18 protein-coding genes are annotated in these 16,010 nt (G+C 56.8%); 11 read left to right on the top strand and 7 right to left on the bottom strand.

The window, feature by feature from the left end; all coding sequences use genetic code 11:
• Positions 1 to 11: 11 nt before the first annotated feature.
• Positions 12 to 2,345 (top strand): M9 family metallopeptidase, encoded by a 2,334-nt coding sequence (locus ELE36_RS02390; protein WP_165371436.1) that lies wholly within the window; start codon positions 12 to 14, stop codon positions 2,343 to 2,345.
• 79 nt (positions 2,346 to 2,424) lie between these two features.
• Here the strand turns inward: ELE36_RS02390 and ELE36_RS02385 are convergent, their stop codons facing one another.
• Positions 2,425 to 4,590 (bottom strand): TonB-dependent receptor, encoded by a 2,166-nt coding sequence (locus ELE36_RS02385; RefSeq protein ID WP_129831570.1) that lies wholly within the window; start codon positions 4,588 to 4,590, stop codon positions 2,425 to 2,427.
• A 108-nt stretch (positions 4,591 to 4,698) separates the two neighbouring features.
• On the opposite strand from ELE36_RS02385, the gene ELE36_RS02380 reads away from it, so the two are divergent.
• The 6 genes from ELE36_RS02380 (at position 4,699) to ELE36_RS02355 (ending at position 7,801) form a co-directional block, all read left to right on the top strand.
• Positions 4,699 to 5,118, top strand: a complete 420-nt coding sequence (locus ELE36_RS02380) for a DUF3052 domain-containing protein (RefSeq protein ID WP_129831569.1) — start codon at positions 4,699 to 4,701, stop codon at positions 5,116 to 5,118.
• 63 nt (positions 5,119 to 5,181) lie between these two features.
• Positions 5,182 to 5,643, top strand: a complete 462-nt coding sequence (locus ELE36_RS02375; protein ID WP_129831568.1) for a GNAT family N-acetyltransferase — start codon at positions 5,182 to 5,184, stop codon at positions 5,641 to 5,643.
• A 13-nt stretch (positions 5,644 to 5,656) separates the two neighbouring features.
• Positions 5,657 to 6,076, top strand: a complete 420-nt coding sequence (locus ELE36_RS02370; protein ID WP_129831567.1) for a DUF1801 domain-containing protein — start codon at positions 5,657 to 5,659, stop codon at positions 6,074 to 6,076.
• A 77-nt stretch (positions 6,077 to 6,153) separates the two neighbouring features.
• Positions 6,154 to 6,483, top strand: coding sequence for a DHCW motif cupin fold protein (locus ELE36_RS02365; protein ID WP_129831566.1), 330 nt, complete (start codon positions 6,154 to 6,156; stop codon positions 6,481 to 6,483).
• Positions 6,484 to 6,558: 75 nt separating this feature from the next.
• Positions 6,559 to 7,155, top strand: a complete 597-nt coding sequence (locus ELE36_RS02360) for a YdeI/OmpD-associated family protein (protein ID WP_242512336.1) — start codon at positions 6,559 to 6,561, stop codon at positions 7,153 to 7,155.
• Positions 7,156 to 7,279: 124 nt separating this feature from the next.
• Positions 7,280 to 7,801: a GNAT family N-acetyltransferase gene (locus ELE36_RS02355; protein ID WP_129831565.1), complete on the top strand. Its 522-nt coding sequence runs from the start codon at positions 7,280 to 7,282 to the stop codon at positions 7,799 to 7,801.
• Between the two features lie 29 nt (positions 7,802 to 7,830).
• Here ELE36_RS02355 and trhA read toward each other — a convergent pair whose 3' ends face one another.
• The 4 genes from trhA to ELE36_RS02335 form a co-directional block, all read right to left on the bottom strand.
• Positions 7,831 to 8,487: a PAQR family membrane homeostasis protein TrhA gene (gene trhA, locus ELE36_RS02350; RefSeq protein WP_129831564.1), complete on the bottom strand. Its 657-nt coding sequence runs from the start codon at positions 8,485 to 8,487 to the stop codon at positions 7,831 to 7,833.
• Between the two features lie 161 nt (positions 8,488 to 8,648).
• A complete protein-coding gene (locus ELE36_RS02345) occupies positions 8,649 to 9,776 on the bottom strand; it encodes a zinc-dependent alcohol dehydrogenase family protein (protein ID WP_129831563.1) in 1,128 nt (375 codons plus the stop codon).
• Positions 9,773 to 10,204, bottom strand: coding sequence for an acyl-CoA thioesterase (locus ELE36_RS02340; RefSeq protein ID WP_129831562.1), 432 nt, complete (start codon positions 10,202 to 10,204; stop codon positions 9,773 to 9,775). Before ELE36_RS02340 ends, ELE36_RS02345 begins: the two co-directional genes overlap by 4 nt.
• Before the next feature lie 192 nt (positions 10,205 to 10,396).
• On the bottom strand, positions 10,397 to 11,830 hold the full coding sequence (locus tag ELE36_RS02335) for a di-heme oxidoredictase family protein (protein ID WP_129831561.1): 1,434 nt from the start codon (positions 11,828 to 11,830) through the stop codon (positions 10,397 to 10,399).
• 336 nt (positions 11,831 to 12,166) lie between these two features.
• On the opposite strand from ELE36_RS02335, the gene ELE36_RS02330 reads away from it, so the two are divergent.
• From ELE36_RS02330 to ELE36_RS02320, 3 genes are all read left to right on the top strand, one after another.
• Positions 12,167 to 12,550, top strand: a complete 384-nt coding sequence (locus ELE36_RS02330) for a VOC family protein (protein ID WP_129831560.1) — start codon at positions 12,167 to 12,169, stop codon at positions 12,548 to 12,550.
• Between the two features lie 66 nt (positions 12,551 to 12,616).
• On the top strand, positions 12,617 to 13,126 hold the full coding sequence (locus ELE36_RS02325) for an MltR family transcriptional regulator (RefSeq protein ID WP_129831559.1): 510 nt from the start codon (positions 12,617 to 12,619) through the stop codon (positions 13,124 to 13,126).
• Between the two features lie 54 nt (positions 13,127 to 13,180).
• Entirely contained in the window at positions 13,181 to 13,771 is a 591-nt protein-coding gene (locus ELE36_RS02320; RefSeq protein ID WP_129831558.1) for a hypothetical protein, read from the top strand.
• A 475-nt stretch (positions 13,772 to 14,246) separates the two neighbouring features.
• Here the strand turns inward: ELE36_RS02320 and ELE36_RS02315 are convergent, their stop codons facing one another.
• Complete coding sequence (locus tag ELE36_RS02315; RefSeq protein ID WP_129831557.1) at positions 14,247 to 14,639, bottom strand: VOC family protein; 393 nt, start codon at positions 14,637 to 14,639, stop codon at positions 14,247 to 14,249.
• A 58-nt stretch (positions 14,640 to 14,697) separates the two neighbouring features.
• Positions 14,698 to 15,087, bottom strand: a complete 390-nt coding sequence (locus tag ELE36_RS02310; RefSeq protein ID WP_129831556.1) for an MAPEG family protein — start codon at positions 15,085 to 15,087, stop codon at positions 14,698 to 14,700.
• A gap of 252 nt (positions 15,088 to 15,339) precedes the next feature.
• Here ELE36_RS02310 and ELE36_RS02305 point away from each other — a divergent pair, with 252 nt between their 5' ends.
• Positions 15,340 to 16,008: a glutathione S-transferase family protein gene (locus tag ELE36_RS02305; RefSeq protein ID WP_129831555.1), complete on the top strand. Its 669-nt coding sequence runs from the start codon at positions 15,340 to 15,342 to the stop codon at positions 16,006 to 16,008.
• Positions 16,009 to 16,010 lie beyond the last annotated feature (2 nt).

Genomic DNA, 16,010 nt, shown 5'->3' with positions numbered 1-16,010 from the left:
CGGGAGAAACCATGTCCACGCAACTATTCCGGTGCGCCAGAAACTTGGCCGCACTCGCATCCTTGTTCTCGTTTCATGCCAATGCCGCACTGCCGCCGAAGGGCAGCGACACGCAGCAATACGCAATTGCACATGTACAGCAGCATCGCCTCGGCGCCAACGAGCGCGCGCCACAAGCGGACCCGGAAACGTTGCGCGAAATCGCTCGCAGCGATTACGACCAGCCACAGGATATCGCCGTCAGACTGCAACAGCTACGCCCGCGTACCACGCAATATCGCATGCAAAAAACTGCGGCCACTTGCGATATAAGCGTGTTCGCCAACAGCAGCGGCAGCGCGTTGGTAACTGCGATAAAAACCGTCGACACCACCTGCCTCAACCAGCTTTACAGCATCACGGGCAGCGCCGCAGGCCAGACTTTCATCGAAACAAAAATGGTCAGCGTGGCCAACGCGATACTCGCCGATGCACCGGCGTATCCGGGCAACGACAGTAACAAGATGCTCGAGTTGATCACGTATTTGCGCGCCGGCTATTACGTGCAGTATTACGACTCTGCGGATGTCGGCAACTACGGCACGGCGCTCGCCAACGCGATCCGTCCGGCGCTGGATGCGTTTACGGTCAACGCCCATTTTCAGGATGTGAACGACAATCACGGCCAGATCCTCAGCGAGTTCGTCACGTTGATCGACAGCGCCGCGGAGAACGCGCATCAGCTGAATACTGTCGCCGGCATCCTCAATCGCTACGGCCCGAGCTACAACTCTTCGTACTACATGCTCAGCGCGGTCAACAACGTGTTCAACGTGCTGTTTCGCGGCCATCAAAATGCGGATTTCCAGGCTTTGGTGCAGAGCGATTCTTCGATCACCGCGGTGCTCGCTGCGTTCATCAGCAACAACAATGCGCAGGTCGGAACCGCTTACGAATATCTGCTGGCGAATGCCGGTCTCGAACTCGCGCGATTCCTCAAGTATCCCGATCCGCTGCACACTACGCTGCATCCGAAAGTGAAAGCGGTGCTGGATGCGTATTCACTCGGCGGCAATGGCGCGGCGATCTACATGTCCACCGCGGGCAATGCATATGCATTTGACGAAGCGCATTGCAGCTATTTCAACTTGTGCAATTTTCCGCAGGCGGTCGAGCAGACGATATTGACCGTGAGTTATCAATGCAGCCCGACCTTGAAGCTGCGTGCGCATACGCTGACGCCAGCTCAAGTGGCGCAGACCTGTGGCATCGTCGGCAACGAAGAAGGCTATTTCCATCAGAAGCTCGCCACCAATCACCAGCCGGTCGCGAACGACAACAACAGCATGCTGGAAATGGTGGTGTTCAGTTCGAGCACGGATTATCAAACGTATTCCGGCGTGATTTTCGGCAACGATACCAACAACGGCGGCATCTATCTCGAAGGCGATCCGTCGGTCGTTGGCAATCAGCCACGCTTTCTCTGTTATGTCGCCGAGTGGCTCACGCCGTTCGAAATCTGGAATCTGACCCACGAATATATCCACTACAACGATGGCCGTTTCGACATGTATGGCAACTTCGGCGATTACCCGCTGGACCTGCCCGGCTCATCGGTCTGGTACATTGAGGGGCTCGCGGAATATCTGTCTTACAGTTATCGCGAAGTGCTCAATCCGAATGCGATCAGCGACGCCGCCACGCACGGTTTCACTCTGAGCCAGGTGTTCGACAATACGTACGACAGCGGACAGGTGTTGGTGTATCACTGGGGTTATCTGGCAACGCGTTTCATGTTCGAAAACCACCGCGACCAGATCACCACGATGCTGGGTTATTTCCGACCGGGCAATTATGCCGCGTACCGCACGTTTCTGGCCGGCATCCAGACCAGCCACGATAGCGAATGGAATACGTGGCTGACGTGCCTCAGCAGCCACAACGGCAACACCTCCACCTGCGGCGGAACCGGCAATAGCGAGACCGGAATTTTCCACGACAGCTTTGATGGTGATGCATTACCGCCACCGAAAGAATGCAGCGATGCCGATACCCAGCATCTTGGCGACAACTGCACCCGCAGCAACATCAGCGCGAACAGCCCCAACCCGGCGTACTTCACGGTGTTGTTACCGGCAGGTTTGTCGAGTCTGGAGATTCAAACCTCCGGCGGCACCGGCAACGCCGACTTGTACGCCAAGGTCGGCAACTGGCCGAGCACGACGGATTACGACGGCAAATCCACGCAAGCCGGCAATAACGAAAGCGTGACTATCCTCAATCCTGCGGCAGGCTGGTGTTACATCATGTTGCCACCGACGCAATCATTCAGCGGCGTACAAATTCTCACGCTGTTCCATCACTAACACGTTTGCGTAGTCGTCCCGCGTTGGTAAACGGATTGCCGCAAGCCCTCCCCCTGTGGGCTTGCGGCACATCTTATCGTCAGAGTTTGAGGCGCAAGGTCAAACGCAATTCGCGCGGCTCGCCCGGATGAACAGTGATGCCGTTCGGCACCAGCGGGCTGGTCGGTGAAATCTGGTAATCCTGCCCGTACGCGATGTCGTAATACTTGCGATCGAACAGATTCAGCACGTCGAGCGACAACGCCGCCCAGTCGTTCAACTGGCGCTGCACACGCAGGTTGGCGACGAGCGCGGATGGCGCGCGCAGACTGCCGTCCTGGGTCAACGGATAACCACCGATGTAACGGAATTTCAGGTCGCCCGACCACGGCCCGAGATCATGCGCGCTGATGCCGACCGATGCGACCTTGCTGACCGCATTCGGAATCTGATCGCCGCTATCACCGTTGTCGTTATTGTTGGCGTAACGGGCACGCGTCCACGCGAGATCAGCATCGAACAACAGCCACTGGTTGATCACCATGTGATTATTCCACTCGACGCCGTAGCGCTTGCTCGCGCCGTTGGCTTCGGTGCCGCCGGAATCGGCGGCGTACAGCAGCTCTGATGCACTGTTCAAACTCCACAACGCGAGCGAACTTTGCAGGCCCGGCACGATCTCGGTGCGCACACCAAGCTCTTTGCCAAAACTTCCGACCAAGGCCGGTGTGCGTATGACCGGCTCCTGCGTGATCGGATCGAATTGACTGACCGCGCCACGCGCGTCATTGCTGTGGAATCCATCGCCGATATTGATGAAAAATTCGGTCTTTCGCCACGGCCCGAAGATCAGCGAAAGTTTCGGTGAGGCCCGATTATCCGAAACCTTGCCGCTGTTCGGCGCATACGACTGCGAGGTCAAATCGAGCGAAATCGCGTCGGCGCGCAAACCCGCCAGACTGCGTAACCAGTCGGTCCAGACCGTGGTGTTCTGGATATACAACGCGGCCTCGGTTTCGTCGACTAGATTGTCGGTCACGGTTGCAAACGGCACTCGCGCCTGCGTATCCAGCAGCGATACATGAATCACATCGTGACGTACCTGCGCGCCGATTTCGGTGACCGACTCGTGGCCGAACAGCGAGTGCTTCCAACCGTTGGCGATTTTGCTGCCGAGGATGTTGCGCGCATCGCGCTGATTGAACTGATCGCCCATGTCCGGGTTGGCTTCGAAGTAGGTGAAGTTCGACCAGAGCTGCAAGCGATAATGCTCGAAATAGGCCGAGGTACGCAGATAACCGTCGTTGTCCTGCGTATGCCATTCGCCGGAAAGAATCTGTCTTGCGGAGCGCCCGCCATCGGTTGGATCGAGCGCGCAGAAACGGCACAATGCGCCGGATTGAATCAGCTCCAGCGGCACCTGATCGGTCGAGCGCCAGTGCGCGTCGTAAGCCAATGCTTCGAGCGACCAACCGAGATCCGCATTGCCATCACTCGCGCGCAGCAGACCGTTGAACTTGTGGATGTCTTCCGGCAATTTCCACGGCCCGTTGTTTTCGGATAATTCCAAAGCGGCAAGCAGCGTCGGGCCGGAACCATTGCCCGCGGGCGCGGTGAACGGCAATGGAATCGATGCCGCAGTGAGAATGCGCCGATAGCCGTTGTCGCCAATACTGAGATCGAGGATCGACCGATCCAGCGAATTGCGATACCGGATATCCGCCGAACCGGCCGACGCAAAATCGCCGTTCTGCGCAAAGTACGGGCCCTTGCGATATTCGATGCGATCGACCAGTTCGGGAATCAAAAAATTTAGATCGCTGTAACCTTGGCCATGACCATTGGTCGGCATGTTGACCGGCACGCCATCGACGCTGGTGGCGAAATCGGTGCCGTGATCGAGGTTGTAACCACGCAGGAAATATTGATTGGCCTTGCCGTCACCGGAGTGCTGCGTGACGACGAGGCCGGGAATCGACTCAAGCACCTCGCCAGGGCGCAGCAACGGAATATCCTGCAACAATTTGCCGAGGATCACGCCCTGCGAAGCCGCATCGGAGGTGCCCACCGCGTTATCGTAATGTCCGACCACATCGATCGGTTGCAGCTTGTTGGTGGACGCATCCGCGACGTCGGTGACGCCTGCTTGCGTTGGTTCGGATTGCGTCGCGTGGACCTGCGCAACAGCCATCGCCAGCATCACGAGAAGCAGCAGCAGTATCGCCGGAAATCGTTTGCGCTCACGATAATAAAACGCTGTTTCCATACAAAATCCGTCGTGCAACTTGTGCGATAGTGGCGCGCATTGCGTGCTTGTATCTGTGAATGTAACGTCTGCAATGGCGTGGCGTACAGAATTCGGAAGACAGTTCGCATGAATCCAGCGCCAGCTATCGGCTATTCGGGTACGCCGCTCGCCAAGAAACTCGGCATCAAGGAAGCCTGCCAAGTATTTCTGATTGAGCCGCCAGACGATTTTGTCGACTGGTTGCAGCCTCTGCCGCAGGGTGTAATTTTCGTGCAACCCCTGAGTGCGGAAACCGATATGGTGATCGTTTTCGCACTGCATAAAACAATGCTCGCTCAGCACTTGTCGCGCTGCAGGAAAGTGATCCGCGCCAATGCGATGATCTGGGCATGCTGGCCGAAAAAATCCTCCGGCGTGGCGAGCGATATCAGCGAAGACATCATCCGCGAAGTCGCCCTGCCGATTGGCCTCGTCGATATCAAGGTTTGCGCGATCAGTGCGATATGGTCGGGATTGAAACTTGTTATACGCAAGGAACTTCGCTGAGGATATGTTGCCGTCTCGGCAACTGTGCGGCGCCTGAGAAAATCACTGCTGGAGAAAATCATCGTGTCTCTCGATGTCGTTATTCGCCCGATCGAACACCGCGACTTCGCCGCCTGGTCGATATTGTGGGATGGCTACAATACGTTCTACGGTCGCAGCGGCGCTACCGCACTAGCGCCCGAAATCACGCAGATGACATGGTCGCGCTTTTTCGATGCGTATGAGCCTGTGCACGCGATGGTCGCCGAAAAAAACGGAGAGCTGCTCGGTCTCGTGCACAGCATTTTTCATCGCAATACCATCATGCTCGGCCCGACTTGCTACCTGCAGGATCTTTTCACCGGCGCGGCCGCCCGCGGCAAAGGCATCGGTCGTGCCTTGATCGAGGCGGTGTATGCACACGCGAAAACTGCCGGCGCGACACGCGTGTACTGGCACACGCACGAAACCAACCAGACCGCGATGGCGCTGTACGACAAGATCGCCGCGCGCTCGGGTTTTGTCGTGTACGCAAAAAATCTCTGAGTATCGAAGCACGATGAGATCGTTCTCGAATTCGACCGTGGCGCGCATTTTCGACGCGTATCCGCCGGCGATCCGCAGCAAACTGCTGACCTTGCGCGCGCTGATATTCGCGACCGCCGCAAACACCGCAGGCGTCGGCGAAATCGAAGAAACGCTGAAGTGGGGCGAGCCCGCTTATCTCACCATACAAAGCCGCAGCGGCAGCACGATCCGCATCGGCGCGAAAAAATCCAACCCCACGCAATACGCGATCTTTTTCAATTGCAAAACCGATCTGATCGAAACATTTAGAACACTGTTCCCGGACGAATTCCAGTTCGACGGCAATCGCGCGATCGTGTTCGATGTAGCAGACGAGGTGCCGATGGATGCGCTCAAGATCTGCATTGCAGCGACGCTGACCTATCATCGCAACAAAACCACGGCGCGTTAGTGGAATGCACACTCTCGCTGCATCACGCCGGCTTTTGCATCGGGTCGCAACGGCGACAAATTATCACGGAGAATCTCATGCAAATCATCGCCGTCCCCTTCGGAATCACGGACTGGTCGCTCATCGCTCAAACCGAGCATCAGGGTGAATCCGGCATGGCGTACTGGCGCACACAAAACTTCGGCGATATCCGCGTGCGCATGGTCGAGTACAGTCCCGGTTATAGGGCTGATCACTGGTGTCGCAAGGGCCATGTTCTTCTCTGCATTGAAGGCGAGCTATGCACCGAACTCGAAGATGGCCGCACGTTCACACTCACGGCTGGCATGAGTTACCAAGTCGCGGATAATGCAGAACCGCATCGATCTTCAACGCTGCTCGGCGCGAAACTTTTTATCGTTGATTGAATCGCGCATGGCTATTGACGGCTGCTGATCCGAGGATGCGTTATGGATGCGCTTGCACCTCCACGAGATAATGTCATGACCATGATTGATCGCAACACGCTCGGAACCATCCCGATACAACTTTTTGTCGATCAAAAAGCCTGGCGTATCTGGCTGAAAAAGAATCACGCAAAATCGACCGGGTTATGGCTGCAGCTGGCGAAGAAAAATTCTGGGAAAAACACCGTGTCGTATGCCGAGGCGTTAGAAGAAGCGCTGTGTTTCGGCTGGATCGATGGGCAAAAACAGAAAGACGATGCTTCTTTCTTTTTGCAGAAATTCACGCCGCGCACGACAAAAAGCATCTGGTCGAAAATCAATCGCAACAAAGCCGATGTGCTGATCGAATCCGCGCGAATGCAAGCCGCCGGACTACGCCAGGTGGAGCTTGCAAAAGCCGATGGCCGCTGGGATGCTGCCTACGATGGATCGAGCAGCGCTGTGGTACCGGACGATTTACAGATCGCACTCGATGCGAATGCCAAGGCGCAGGATTTTTTTGTCACGCTGAATCGGCAAAACCGCTACGCTATTCTTTTCCGGATTCACAACGTCAAGAAAGCCGAAACGCGCGCGAGGAAAATCTGCGAGTTCATCGCGATGCTCGAAAGACATGAGCGTGTACATGGATGAGATTTTTCGCGCGTCGTGACTCCACAATACTTTTGTCAAAGTGCTGCAAAATTTGGAATCCGGTTTTATGCCGAATATTGCGCTGGATTCAACTCGTGTTTTGTCCGTCATCGGTGAGCATTAAATGAGCATACTCGTAACCGAAAGATTGCAATTGCGCGAACTCAACACGGACGACGCCGAATTCATTTTCGAGCTGGTCAACGAGCCCGCGTGGCTGCAAAACATCGGCGACAAGGGCGTGAGGAATCTCATCGACGCGCAGCAATACATAACGAATGGACCGCAGGCGAGTTATGCGAAATTCGGCTTTGGTCTGTATCTGGTCGCACTGCGGAATTCCGACGTGGCGGTGGGAATCTGCGGACTCGTGAAGCGCGAAACGTTAGCCGACGTCGATATCGGCTTTGCGTTCCTGTCGCGTTTCTGGGGCAACGGTTATGCGGTCGAAGCCGCAACCGCAGTGCTGGCCCACGGACGTGGCGTGATCGGATTGCCACGAGTGGTGGCAATTACCGCGCCCGACAATCTGGGTTCAAAACGTGTTCTAGAAAAAATCGGCTTGCGTTTCGACAAGATGATTTTGTTACCGGGTTACACCACGGAAAGCCGGTTCTTCACGACCGATCATGAGACTGCAAAATGATCCGCAATGCGCCCCTCGTTCGGCAAAATCTAGGCGCGCGGCAACACGTAAAACAGCACCGCGAAATAATGCAGCACGCTGCCCGCGAGCACGAACAAATGCCACAATGCGTGGTGATAACGCATGCTACGCCAGACGTAAAAAATCACGCCGAAGGTGTACGCGATTCCACCCGCGAACAGCAGCACGAGGCCGTCGTACGGCACTGCGGCCATGAGCGGTTTGATCGCGATCAGTGCGATCCAGCCCATCGCGATATACAAGCCGACTTGCATCGCGTGGTAGCGCTTGAGAAAACTCAGCTCGATCAATACACCGAGCAGCGCCAAGCCCCAGACCGAATAAAACAGCGGCCAGCCCCAACTATCGCGCAGACTGATCAGCGAGAACGGCGTGTAAGTACCGGCGATCAGCAGGAAAATCGCGATGTGATCCAGCGTCTGCAGAATGCGTTTCGGCACCGGCAGCGGAATGGCGTGATACAAAGTGGAGGCGGTGTACAGCAGCAGCAGCGTGCTGCCATAAATCGCGCACGAAACCACCTGCCAGATATCGTGATTGCGTGCCGCGATGGCGACCAATAACACGAGGCCGACGATGCTGAAAAGCACGCCTAATCCGTGGGTGATGCTGTTGGCGACTTCTTCGCCGTGGGAATACGCACGGCGTGCTGCGCTGGAACTCATTGGACTGGCCTCCTCGACCGGTGCCGCAGCGTGATCAGGGCACAGCGCGGGTGAAACACGATCACAATACAGCACATGTGCGCTCGCAACAAACGCGGTGCGTACGTTTGTCTACATAGCGTTTTTTCGTCGCAGCGAGCGCTCGAAAATTGTTGAGTGGGCTAGAACAATACGACCTGACGGATGGCCTGACCACGCGTGAGACGATCGAAACCCAGATTGATTTCATCGAGTGCCAGGCGATGCGTGAGCAGGCGATCAACCGGCAATAAACCTGCGCGATACATCGCGATATACCTTGGCAGATCGCGCGACGGCACGGCCGAACCCATGTACGAACCCTTGATCGTGCGTTCCTCCGCCACCAGGCTCACCGCCGGCACGCTGAACATCTTGTCCGGCGCTGGCAAGCCGACGCTAATCGTGGTGCCGCCGCGGCGCGTTGCCGCGTACGCCTGTGCGAGTACACGCTCGCTGCCGACCGATTCGATCGCATACATCACGCCACCACGACTGGCTTCGCGCACCGCCGCGACCGCATCTTCGCGACTCGCGTCGATACAAATATTCGCGCCGAGGGCCAACGCGAGTTCGAGCTTTTCCGCAATCACATCGACCGCGATCAACGGATAAGCCCCCGCCGCGCGCGCGCCGAGCAAGGCCGCCAGACCCACACCACCGAGGCCGAACACGGTGACACTTTCACCGGCGGCAACCTTGGCGGTATTGACCACGGCGCCAACGCCCGTCATCACGGCGCAGCCGAATAACGCGGCGATTTCCGGGGCGAGATCGGCATCGATTTTTACTGCCGATCGCGCCGATACGACGGTGTATTCGGCAAAACCCGATACCCCGAGATGATGTTGCAACGACACCGCTTTTGTATCGCTCCAGCGTCGTCCGCCGCCGAGCAATTGTCCGGCCGCATTGGCCTGCGCGCCGGGTTCGCACAAGGCGGCGCGGCCGCTTGCGCACGGATCGCAATGACCGCAACTCGGCACGAACGAAAACACCACACGATCACCGACCCGCAAGCCACCGACATCGGTGCCAACCTCGACAATTTCGCCGGTCGCCTCGTGACCCAGCACCATCGGCATTGGCCGTGGCCGCGAACCGTCGATCACCGAAAGATCGGAATGGCACAAGCCCGCGGCAAGCACACGCACGCAGATTTCGCCCGCACCCGGCGGCGCGAGTTCGACCGTCTCGATTCGCAGCGGCAACGATTCAGCATACGGCGCCGGCAATCCCATCTCGCGTAAAACCGCGGCGCGAACTTTCATGCTTGCGGCGCCACAAAAAGACCTTCGAGCGCGGCACGCAGATCCGCCGGCAATGGTGTCGGTCGGCGCGTGATGCGATCGACAAAAACATGCACGAACCAACCTTGCGCGGCTGGCGTTGGTTGGTCGCGACGGAACAATCCGATGCCATAACGCACGCTGGAATTACCGAGATGTTCAACGCGCAATCCGGCATCGATGGTTTCGGGAAACGCGATCTCGCCGAGAAACTTGCAATGCGATTCGGCGCAGACACCAATCACCGCACCAGCATGAATATCGAGCACGCCGGCGCCGATCAGATAGCTGTTGATGACCGTATCGAAATAGCTGTAATACTCGACGTTGTTGACGTGTCCGTAGACGTCGTTGTCTTTCCAGCGCGTGGTGATCGGCAGGAAGTGGCGATAGGCGTCACGTGAGCTCATGTATTTGTCCGGCGGCAGTAAAAATACTGGGCCGATGGTAGCGCAAGCGTTTGCGATGAGCGATCTACTCGGAATCGCTGCACGATCAAATCTGCGGCAGCGCTATAAATATTCCGTCATTGACCAGCTTCGCTGTTGAGAAGCGCTTCAGCGCAGGCTGGAACGACGGGAAAAAATATTCCCGTGCCGGCGTCAAAGCGACCGCAAAAAATTCATGAGGTCCTGCTGTTGCTGATTGTTCAGCGCGTTGAAGGATTTGATCACCGCATTCGCTTCCGAACCCGCGCTCGAATGCGCCTGGATCGCGGCGAGCAGGCCGCCGTTCTGCGGCGTCGCGCGACCGTCGTGCAAAAAGAAAATCCGCTGCCCCACACCCCACAGCGGTGCAGTGCGGAACTCGGCCGGGCCAGCCGCGCCCTGGCTGATCTGATCGGCCAGGCCCGAACCCATGTTGTGCACCAGCAAATCGGAATACAGTGCGGCGTTTTGTTTGCTCAAGCCGGGCGTATAAATCGATACGTCGGCTTGCAGCACCGGCGTGTGGCACGTGTCGCAATGCACCTGCGCGAACATCGCCTTGCCGTTGCTGAAGGATTGCGCCGGCGGATTTCCGGGAATGCCCACGGTCGATGCCACCGGCGGTGCGAGAAAGCGCATGAAGTTCGAAAACGCCACGGTATCGATAACGATCGCGCTACCGCTCAGCGAAAAATTGGTCAGGTCTTCGGGCGTCGGATTGAGCAAACACGTTGCTGGCGGATTGGCGCGTTCGTTCGGGAACAATTCGTTGGTCACGCCCATCTCGACGTTGTAGGCCTCGCCGGAAAAAATCTGCAGCGATTTGTTCTGCGCCTTCCAGCCGAACCGCGTGATCGAACCATCGTTGCCGCTGGTGTTCGGATGTCCGGCGATGCCGAGCTGTTGCTTGAGCGATGCATTCGCCGCCTGATTGGCGAGGATCGTGGCATCGCCGATATTCTCGATCAGACCGGCGCCGTAGACCGGCGTCGGAATGCGAAAAGTCAGATTGCCGAGTTGCTGCATCTGGTTGAAATTCGGTTGCGGCAGAGCGCAACCAACGGCATCGCTGCGCCCGCTGATGCTGAAGAGTGCATGCACGCCACCATCGGCAGTGTTGCTGAGGCTGCCGTTGGCATTCACGACGAACGGAAAGCGCGCCTCGCGCACTGGACCATCGCTACTCAGAAACGGCGGAATTGTGTTGCTTGCGCCGTCGAGCTTGGCAATCGCCAGTTGCGGATTCGGCCCGAGATGCGGATACGCATTCGCGCTCGGACTGGTGCCACCGGTCGATGGCTGGGCATGACAACTGCCGCAGCTATTGGCGTTGAACGTCGGCCCGAGGCCGATGCCGGGCTCGCCCGCAATACCACCGCTGACCGAATCGACCTGATTGAAACGTGCCAGTCCGTCGGCGAAAAATTGCAGCTCATCGGCACTCAATGTCGCCAGCGGCGCGCCCGCGCCAACGCTCACGGCACGCACGCCGAGATCATGCGCTGGCGCCAGTGGTGGCGGCGGTGGAGATGGCGCCGCTTGTGCAAATGCAGCCGTGTTCAACCACACCACAATCGATAACCACAACGGCAAGAATAATTTTTTCATTCGGACTCTCTCCCTCGCTGGTTACGCGAACGTCGGCGGCGAACAAGACGCGGCCAATAGCATTCGCCAGAACCGAGCGCCTTCCCCAAGCGCACTTCGGTGAGGGATAGATTACGCGGGTGTCACGGCGCAATTATGGAGAAATCGTGGAAATGCATCGCGCGTAAAATCGATGCGATCGTGAAATCTGTGTACGAATTTTCGGCTCGACAATTCACATCCAGAAACAAGGCAACTCGGTCTGCGGTACTATCTTGCGCGAATACGACAGCGGCCACTTGTCCTAGTATCAGGCCGCAGAAGAAACGCCACATCCACCGCACATTGGAGATTCACATGAAACGAGTCACTGGCATCGGCGGCATCTTTTTCAAGGCAAAGGACGCACCTGCGCTGCAGGCTTGGTACAAGCGCCATCTCGGCATCGATGTGCAGCCGTGGGGCGGTGCCGCGTTCGACTGGACCGACGCGGATGGCAAGCCCACGGGCGGCACGACCGCCTGGTCGATTGGTTCGCAGGAAGGCGATCAGTTTGCTCCGAGCCAAGCCTCGTTCATGGTCAACTACCGCGTTGAGGACCTTTACGCGCTGGTCGCGGCGCTCAAGGCGGAAGGCTGCAACGTCTTCGACAAGATCGATGACTCCGAGTACGGCAAGTTTGCCTGGGTCATCGATCCCGAGGGAAACAAGGTCGAGTTGTGGCAACCAGCTGAAGGCTAATGAGACGCACACGCGGTCGCTGCAGTAGTGCGGCCTAGCTCAGCGTTGTGCGCCCGAGGGCATCCCATGCTTTATGACTACAATGATTTTCAGAAGAACTACGAGGGCGAATCAGATCGTTCGGTGGTCATTCTCGCGGCGAGCTTCCTTGAGCAAACCCTAGAGGGCTACATTCGGACGAAGCTTGTTGAGGCAGCTCCTGTGTCAAAGCTGTTTGAGGGTTACGCCCCTCTGTCCACTTTTGCAGCAAAGATAGACATTGCTTTTGCGCTCGGGCTGATACCAGTACATATACATGATGACCTCCGCACGATCAAAAAACTGCGTAATCTGTTCGCTCACAAACCAGACTCTTTGAGCTTCTCGTCCTCTCAAGTTGCGGACATATGCCGCAACCTCCGTGACATCAAGCGAAGCGACGGAACCACATGGGAAATCGCCGAAGCTCGTTCAAGGTACTTAAATGCGGTTCTGTTTAGCCTAATGCACATGGATGCGCAGGCAGCACGGACCGATCGCCTCAAAGTCCCAGTTTTTCATTTCGAGGTCGTTGAGGACTCGAAGGCCGGCGCATAACATCTCGTTCAAGGCGGACGAGTTCGCCACCTCTTAAGTCACGGGCTAGCCATCATGATGCCGCTCTATTCGGTTTCCGAGGAAGTCTATCCTCATGAGTATTTGTGGCGAGCCGCCACAAAGGTGCTTGAAGAGGGTGAAATGAAGGAACACCCTTCATTTCATTTTCTCCTTCCGGCCCTACTGACCAGTTACATGGCTTACGAGGCCTTCATTAATTTCTGCGGCGAGTTACTTCTTCCTCAAATATGGAGTGAAGAAAGGAAACACTTTAAGGGGGTCGGCATCGAGGGCAAGGTTGACGCAATTGTAAAAAAGCTGTCGCCCTTCACGTGGCACAAAGGCAAAAATCCGTACCAACAAATTAGAAGCCTCGAGAATTTTCGAGATATGGTTGCTCACGGCAAGGTCCAGTCAGTTCGCTACGTCACCGACGAAAGAGAAGGCCGACCCCACATTCAATTCAAGCATGCTTGGGACACGTATCTCACCGGCAATGGCGTACGCGAGGCCAGAGCCGCAATTTGTTCATTCTGCGAAGATCTCCTCGTAGAGGCGCGCAAGTCTTCTCACCATCCACATCTCCTTGCGCCAGCCTTCAAAGGAGTTCTGGCCAGTGCAGCCTGCGTAGAAAATGCGGGCTAAATATTCGGTCAAGTAGACCCGATCCTTCCTGCGGTTTAGTGGACATCCTGAGCTTTGCGCTTCGGCTGGTCTTGATGTTGTTCACTTTATTGTGTGGTGCGTATCAGCGCTGACGCGGCCAGTAACGATTATCGGGCCGCAACAAATTGCCACTGCCGCGACATTCAAGACCACCGATCCCGAGCACAATTGAGCACTCGAGATCGGTGTCTGGCGGCGCAGCCTACTTCGCGCGTTTGGCTTTTTCACCGCTACGCGTGTGGTCTTTTTCGCGATGACTGGTTTGATTTTTCCGGGTGCCATTCGCGCGGATTTTTTTGTGGTTACTGCTCCGGCTTTCCTGGCCACGGCGCCTGCGCTCTTTTCCGCGGTAGTTACTTTGGTTTTCTTCGTCACCGCGCGGGTGGTTTTCTTTGTCAACACATGTGCGATTTTTTCGGTGCTCGCATCGAGCTCTTCGCAGTGATTTTAATCATCACGATTTCATCTGGATGAAGTCCCAGCGGTTGCCGTACAAATCCTCGAACACGACCACGGTGGCGTAACTTTCCTCGCGCGGTGTTTCGCAAAACCGCACGCCGCGCTCGCGCATGCGCTGGTAGTCGGTCCAGAAATCGTCGGTATGCAGGAACAGGAAAACACGGCCACCGGTTTGATTGCCGATACGCGTCGTCTGCTCCGCATTCGCCGCTTTGGCCAGCAGCAACTGTGGCTGGCTCGACCCAGGCGGCGCAATCAACACCCAGCGTTTTTCCGGGCTGAGTTGCGTGTCTTCGACCAGCGTGAAATCGAGCACACGCGTGTAGTAGTCGATCGCCTCGTCGTAATCGCGCACGATCAGCGCGATTGCATTCAAACGTTGCGCCATGCCGGCGATTTCCTTGCGATTATCAGCGTGGTGAAGGTGGCAAATGCATGCGCTGCGATCAGAACAGAACCAGCAATATCTTCACGAGACCGACGATCGAAACCGTCCACGCCAAGGTACGCAGATACGGAATTCCCGCTGCATAAATCGGCACGTAGGCCACGCGCGCCCAGAAATACAACTGTGCGCCGAGCGCGGTCGAGCTATTCGTGTGCTGCGTGTAGATAGCAATCAGCACTACCACGGCGAAGAACGGAAACGTTTCGAGAAAATTTCGCGATGCACGATCCATACGCGCGGCGACGCCGGTCAGCGGCGCCGGAATGCCATCGCGCGCACCGACGTTCCAGCCGAGTCCACGTTGCTGCGTTCCGAGGGTCGCGGCGATAGCGACGACGACCAATCCCAACACCACGCTCCACACCAGCATTTGCAGTTCGATTAACATGATTCCCCCACTTGGATGATTGAACGGTTTCAGGATTTCCCAAACAACATTGCGACTAAAATCGTGCTCACAGACTGCTGCAAAGTCGACGGTCTGACAAGGGCGGATGCAAGATGAAATTCAATGCCGACGAGCTCGCCATTTGCGGCCTGCCGGCGGCATGAATATGCTTCAATGCAGCGGATACATCATCGCTGTCGTCGGCGGTTTTTTTTGCAAACGTCAGCCCATCACCGCGACCAGGATATTGCCATGATCATCGTCCATCACCTGAATAATTCGCGCTCGCAACGTGTGCTCTGGCTGCTCGAAGAACTCGGGCTGCCGTACGAAATCAAGTTTTATGCGCGCGACAAAAAAACCATGCTCGCGCCGCCGGAATTGCTCGCAGTGCATCCGCTGGGCAAGTCGCCGGTGATCAGCGATGGTGATCTGACCATCGCCGAATCCGGCGCGATTATCGAATACCTGATCGAACGTTATGGCAACGGCGCGCTAATTCCCGCCGCCGGCACACCGCAGCGTTTGCGCTATCGTTATTGGCTGCATTACGCCGAAGGTTCGCTAATGCCGCCGCTGTTGCTGAAGCTGGTATTCGACCGTATCGACAAAGGCCCGATGCCGTTTTTCGTGCGCCCGGTGGCGAAGGCGATCGCAGCGCGTGGCAAGAGTTCGTTCATCGAACCGCAGATCAAACGGCATCTGGTTTTCATGGAATCCGAACTCGCAAAAAGTACGTGGTTTGCCGGCGATGAAATCAGCGCCGCCGATATCCAGATGAGTTTTCCGCTCGAAGCGGCCGCAGCGCGTGGCGGGCTGGATGCGAGTTATCCAAACCTGTCGGCGTTTCTCGCACGCATCCACGCGCGGCCCGCGTACCAGCAAGCGCTACAACGTGGCGGTGAATTTGCGTTGGGTTGAGC

This window comes from Pseudolysobacter antarcticus (assembly GCF_004168365.1).
GTDB classification, from domain to species: Bacteria; Pseudomonadota; Gammaproteobacteria; order Xanthomonadales; family Rhodanobacteraceae; genus Pseudolysobacter; species Pseudolysobacter antarcticus.
The sequence above is the reverse complement of the archived record's forward strand: the minus strand, read 5'-3'. Positions and strand labels throughout refer to the sequence as shown.

Excerpts from the sequence above, each read along its gene's own strand:
- ELE36_RS02390 (WP_165371436.1), top strand. The coding sequence starts at position 12 with ATGTCCACGCAACTATTCCGGTGCGCCAGAAACTTGGCCGCACTCGCA.
- ELE36_RS02305 (WP_129831555.1), top strand. The coding sequence starts at position 15,340 with ATGATCATCGTCCATCACCTGAATAATTCGCGCTCGCAACGTGTGCTC.
- ELE36_RS02365 (WP_129831566.1), top strand. The coding sequence starts at position 6,154 with ATGCAAATCATCGCCGTCCCCTTCGGAATCACGGACTGGTCGCTCATC.
- ELE36_RS02315 (WP_129831557.1), bottom strand. The coding sequence starts at position 14,639 with ATGGCGCAACGTTTGAATGCAATCGCGCTGATCGTGCGCGATTACGAC.
- ELE36_RS02345 (WP_129831563.1), bottom strand. The coding sequence starts at position 9,776 with ATGAAAGTTCGCGCCGCGGTTTTACGCGAGATGGGATTGCCGGCGCCG.
- ELE36_RS02370 (WP_129831567.1), top strand. The coding sequence starts at position 5,657 with ATGAGATCGTTCTCGAATTCGACCGTGGCGCGCATTTTCGACGCGTAT.
- ELE36_RS02320 (WP_129831558.1), top strand. The coding sequence starts at position 13,181 with ATGATGCCGCTCTATTCGGTTTCCGAGGAAGTCTATCCTCATGAGTAT.
- ELE36_RS02355 (WP_129831565.1), top strand. The coding sequence starts at position 7,280 with ATGAGCATACTCGTAACCGAAAGATTGCAATTGCGCGAACTCAACACG.
- ELE36_RS02330 (WP_129831560.1), top strand. The coding sequence starts at position 12,167 with ATGAAACGAGTCACTGGCATCGGCGGCATCTTTTTCAAGGCAAAGGAC.
- ELE36_RS02360 (WP_242512336.1), top strand. The coding sequence starts at position 6,559 with ATGACCATGATTGATCGCAACACGCTCGGAACCATCCCGATACAACTT.
- trhA (WP_129831564.1), bottom strand. The coding sequence starts at position 8,487 with ATGAGTTCCAGCGCAGCACGCCGTGCGTATTCCCACGGCGAAGAAGTC.
- ELE36_RS02385 (WP_129831570.1), bottom strand. The coding sequence starts at position 4,590 with ATGGAAACAGCGTTTTATTATCGTGAGCGCAAACGATTTCCGGCGATA.
- ELE36_RS02310 (WP_129831556.1), bottom strand. The coding sequence starts at position 15,087 with ATGTTAATCGAACTGCAAATGCTGGTGTGGAGCGTGGTGTTGGGATTG.
- ELE36_RS02380 (WP_129831569.1), top strand. The coding sequence starts at position 4,699 with ATGAATCCAGCGCCAGCTATCGGCTATTCGGGTACGCCGCTCGCCAAG.
- ELE36_RS02335 (WP_129831561.1), bottom strand. The coding sequence starts at position 11,830 with ATGAAAAAATTATTCTTGCCGTTGTGGTTATCGATTGTGGTGTGGTTG.
- ELE36_RS02325 (WP_129831559.1), top strand. The coding sequence starts at position 12,617 with ATGCTTTATGACTACAATGATTTTCAGAAGAACTACGAGGGCGAATCA.
- ELE36_RS02340 (WP_129831562.1), bottom strand. The coding sequence starts at position 10,204 with ATGAGCTCACGTGACGCCTATCGCCACTTCCTGCCGATCACCACGCGC.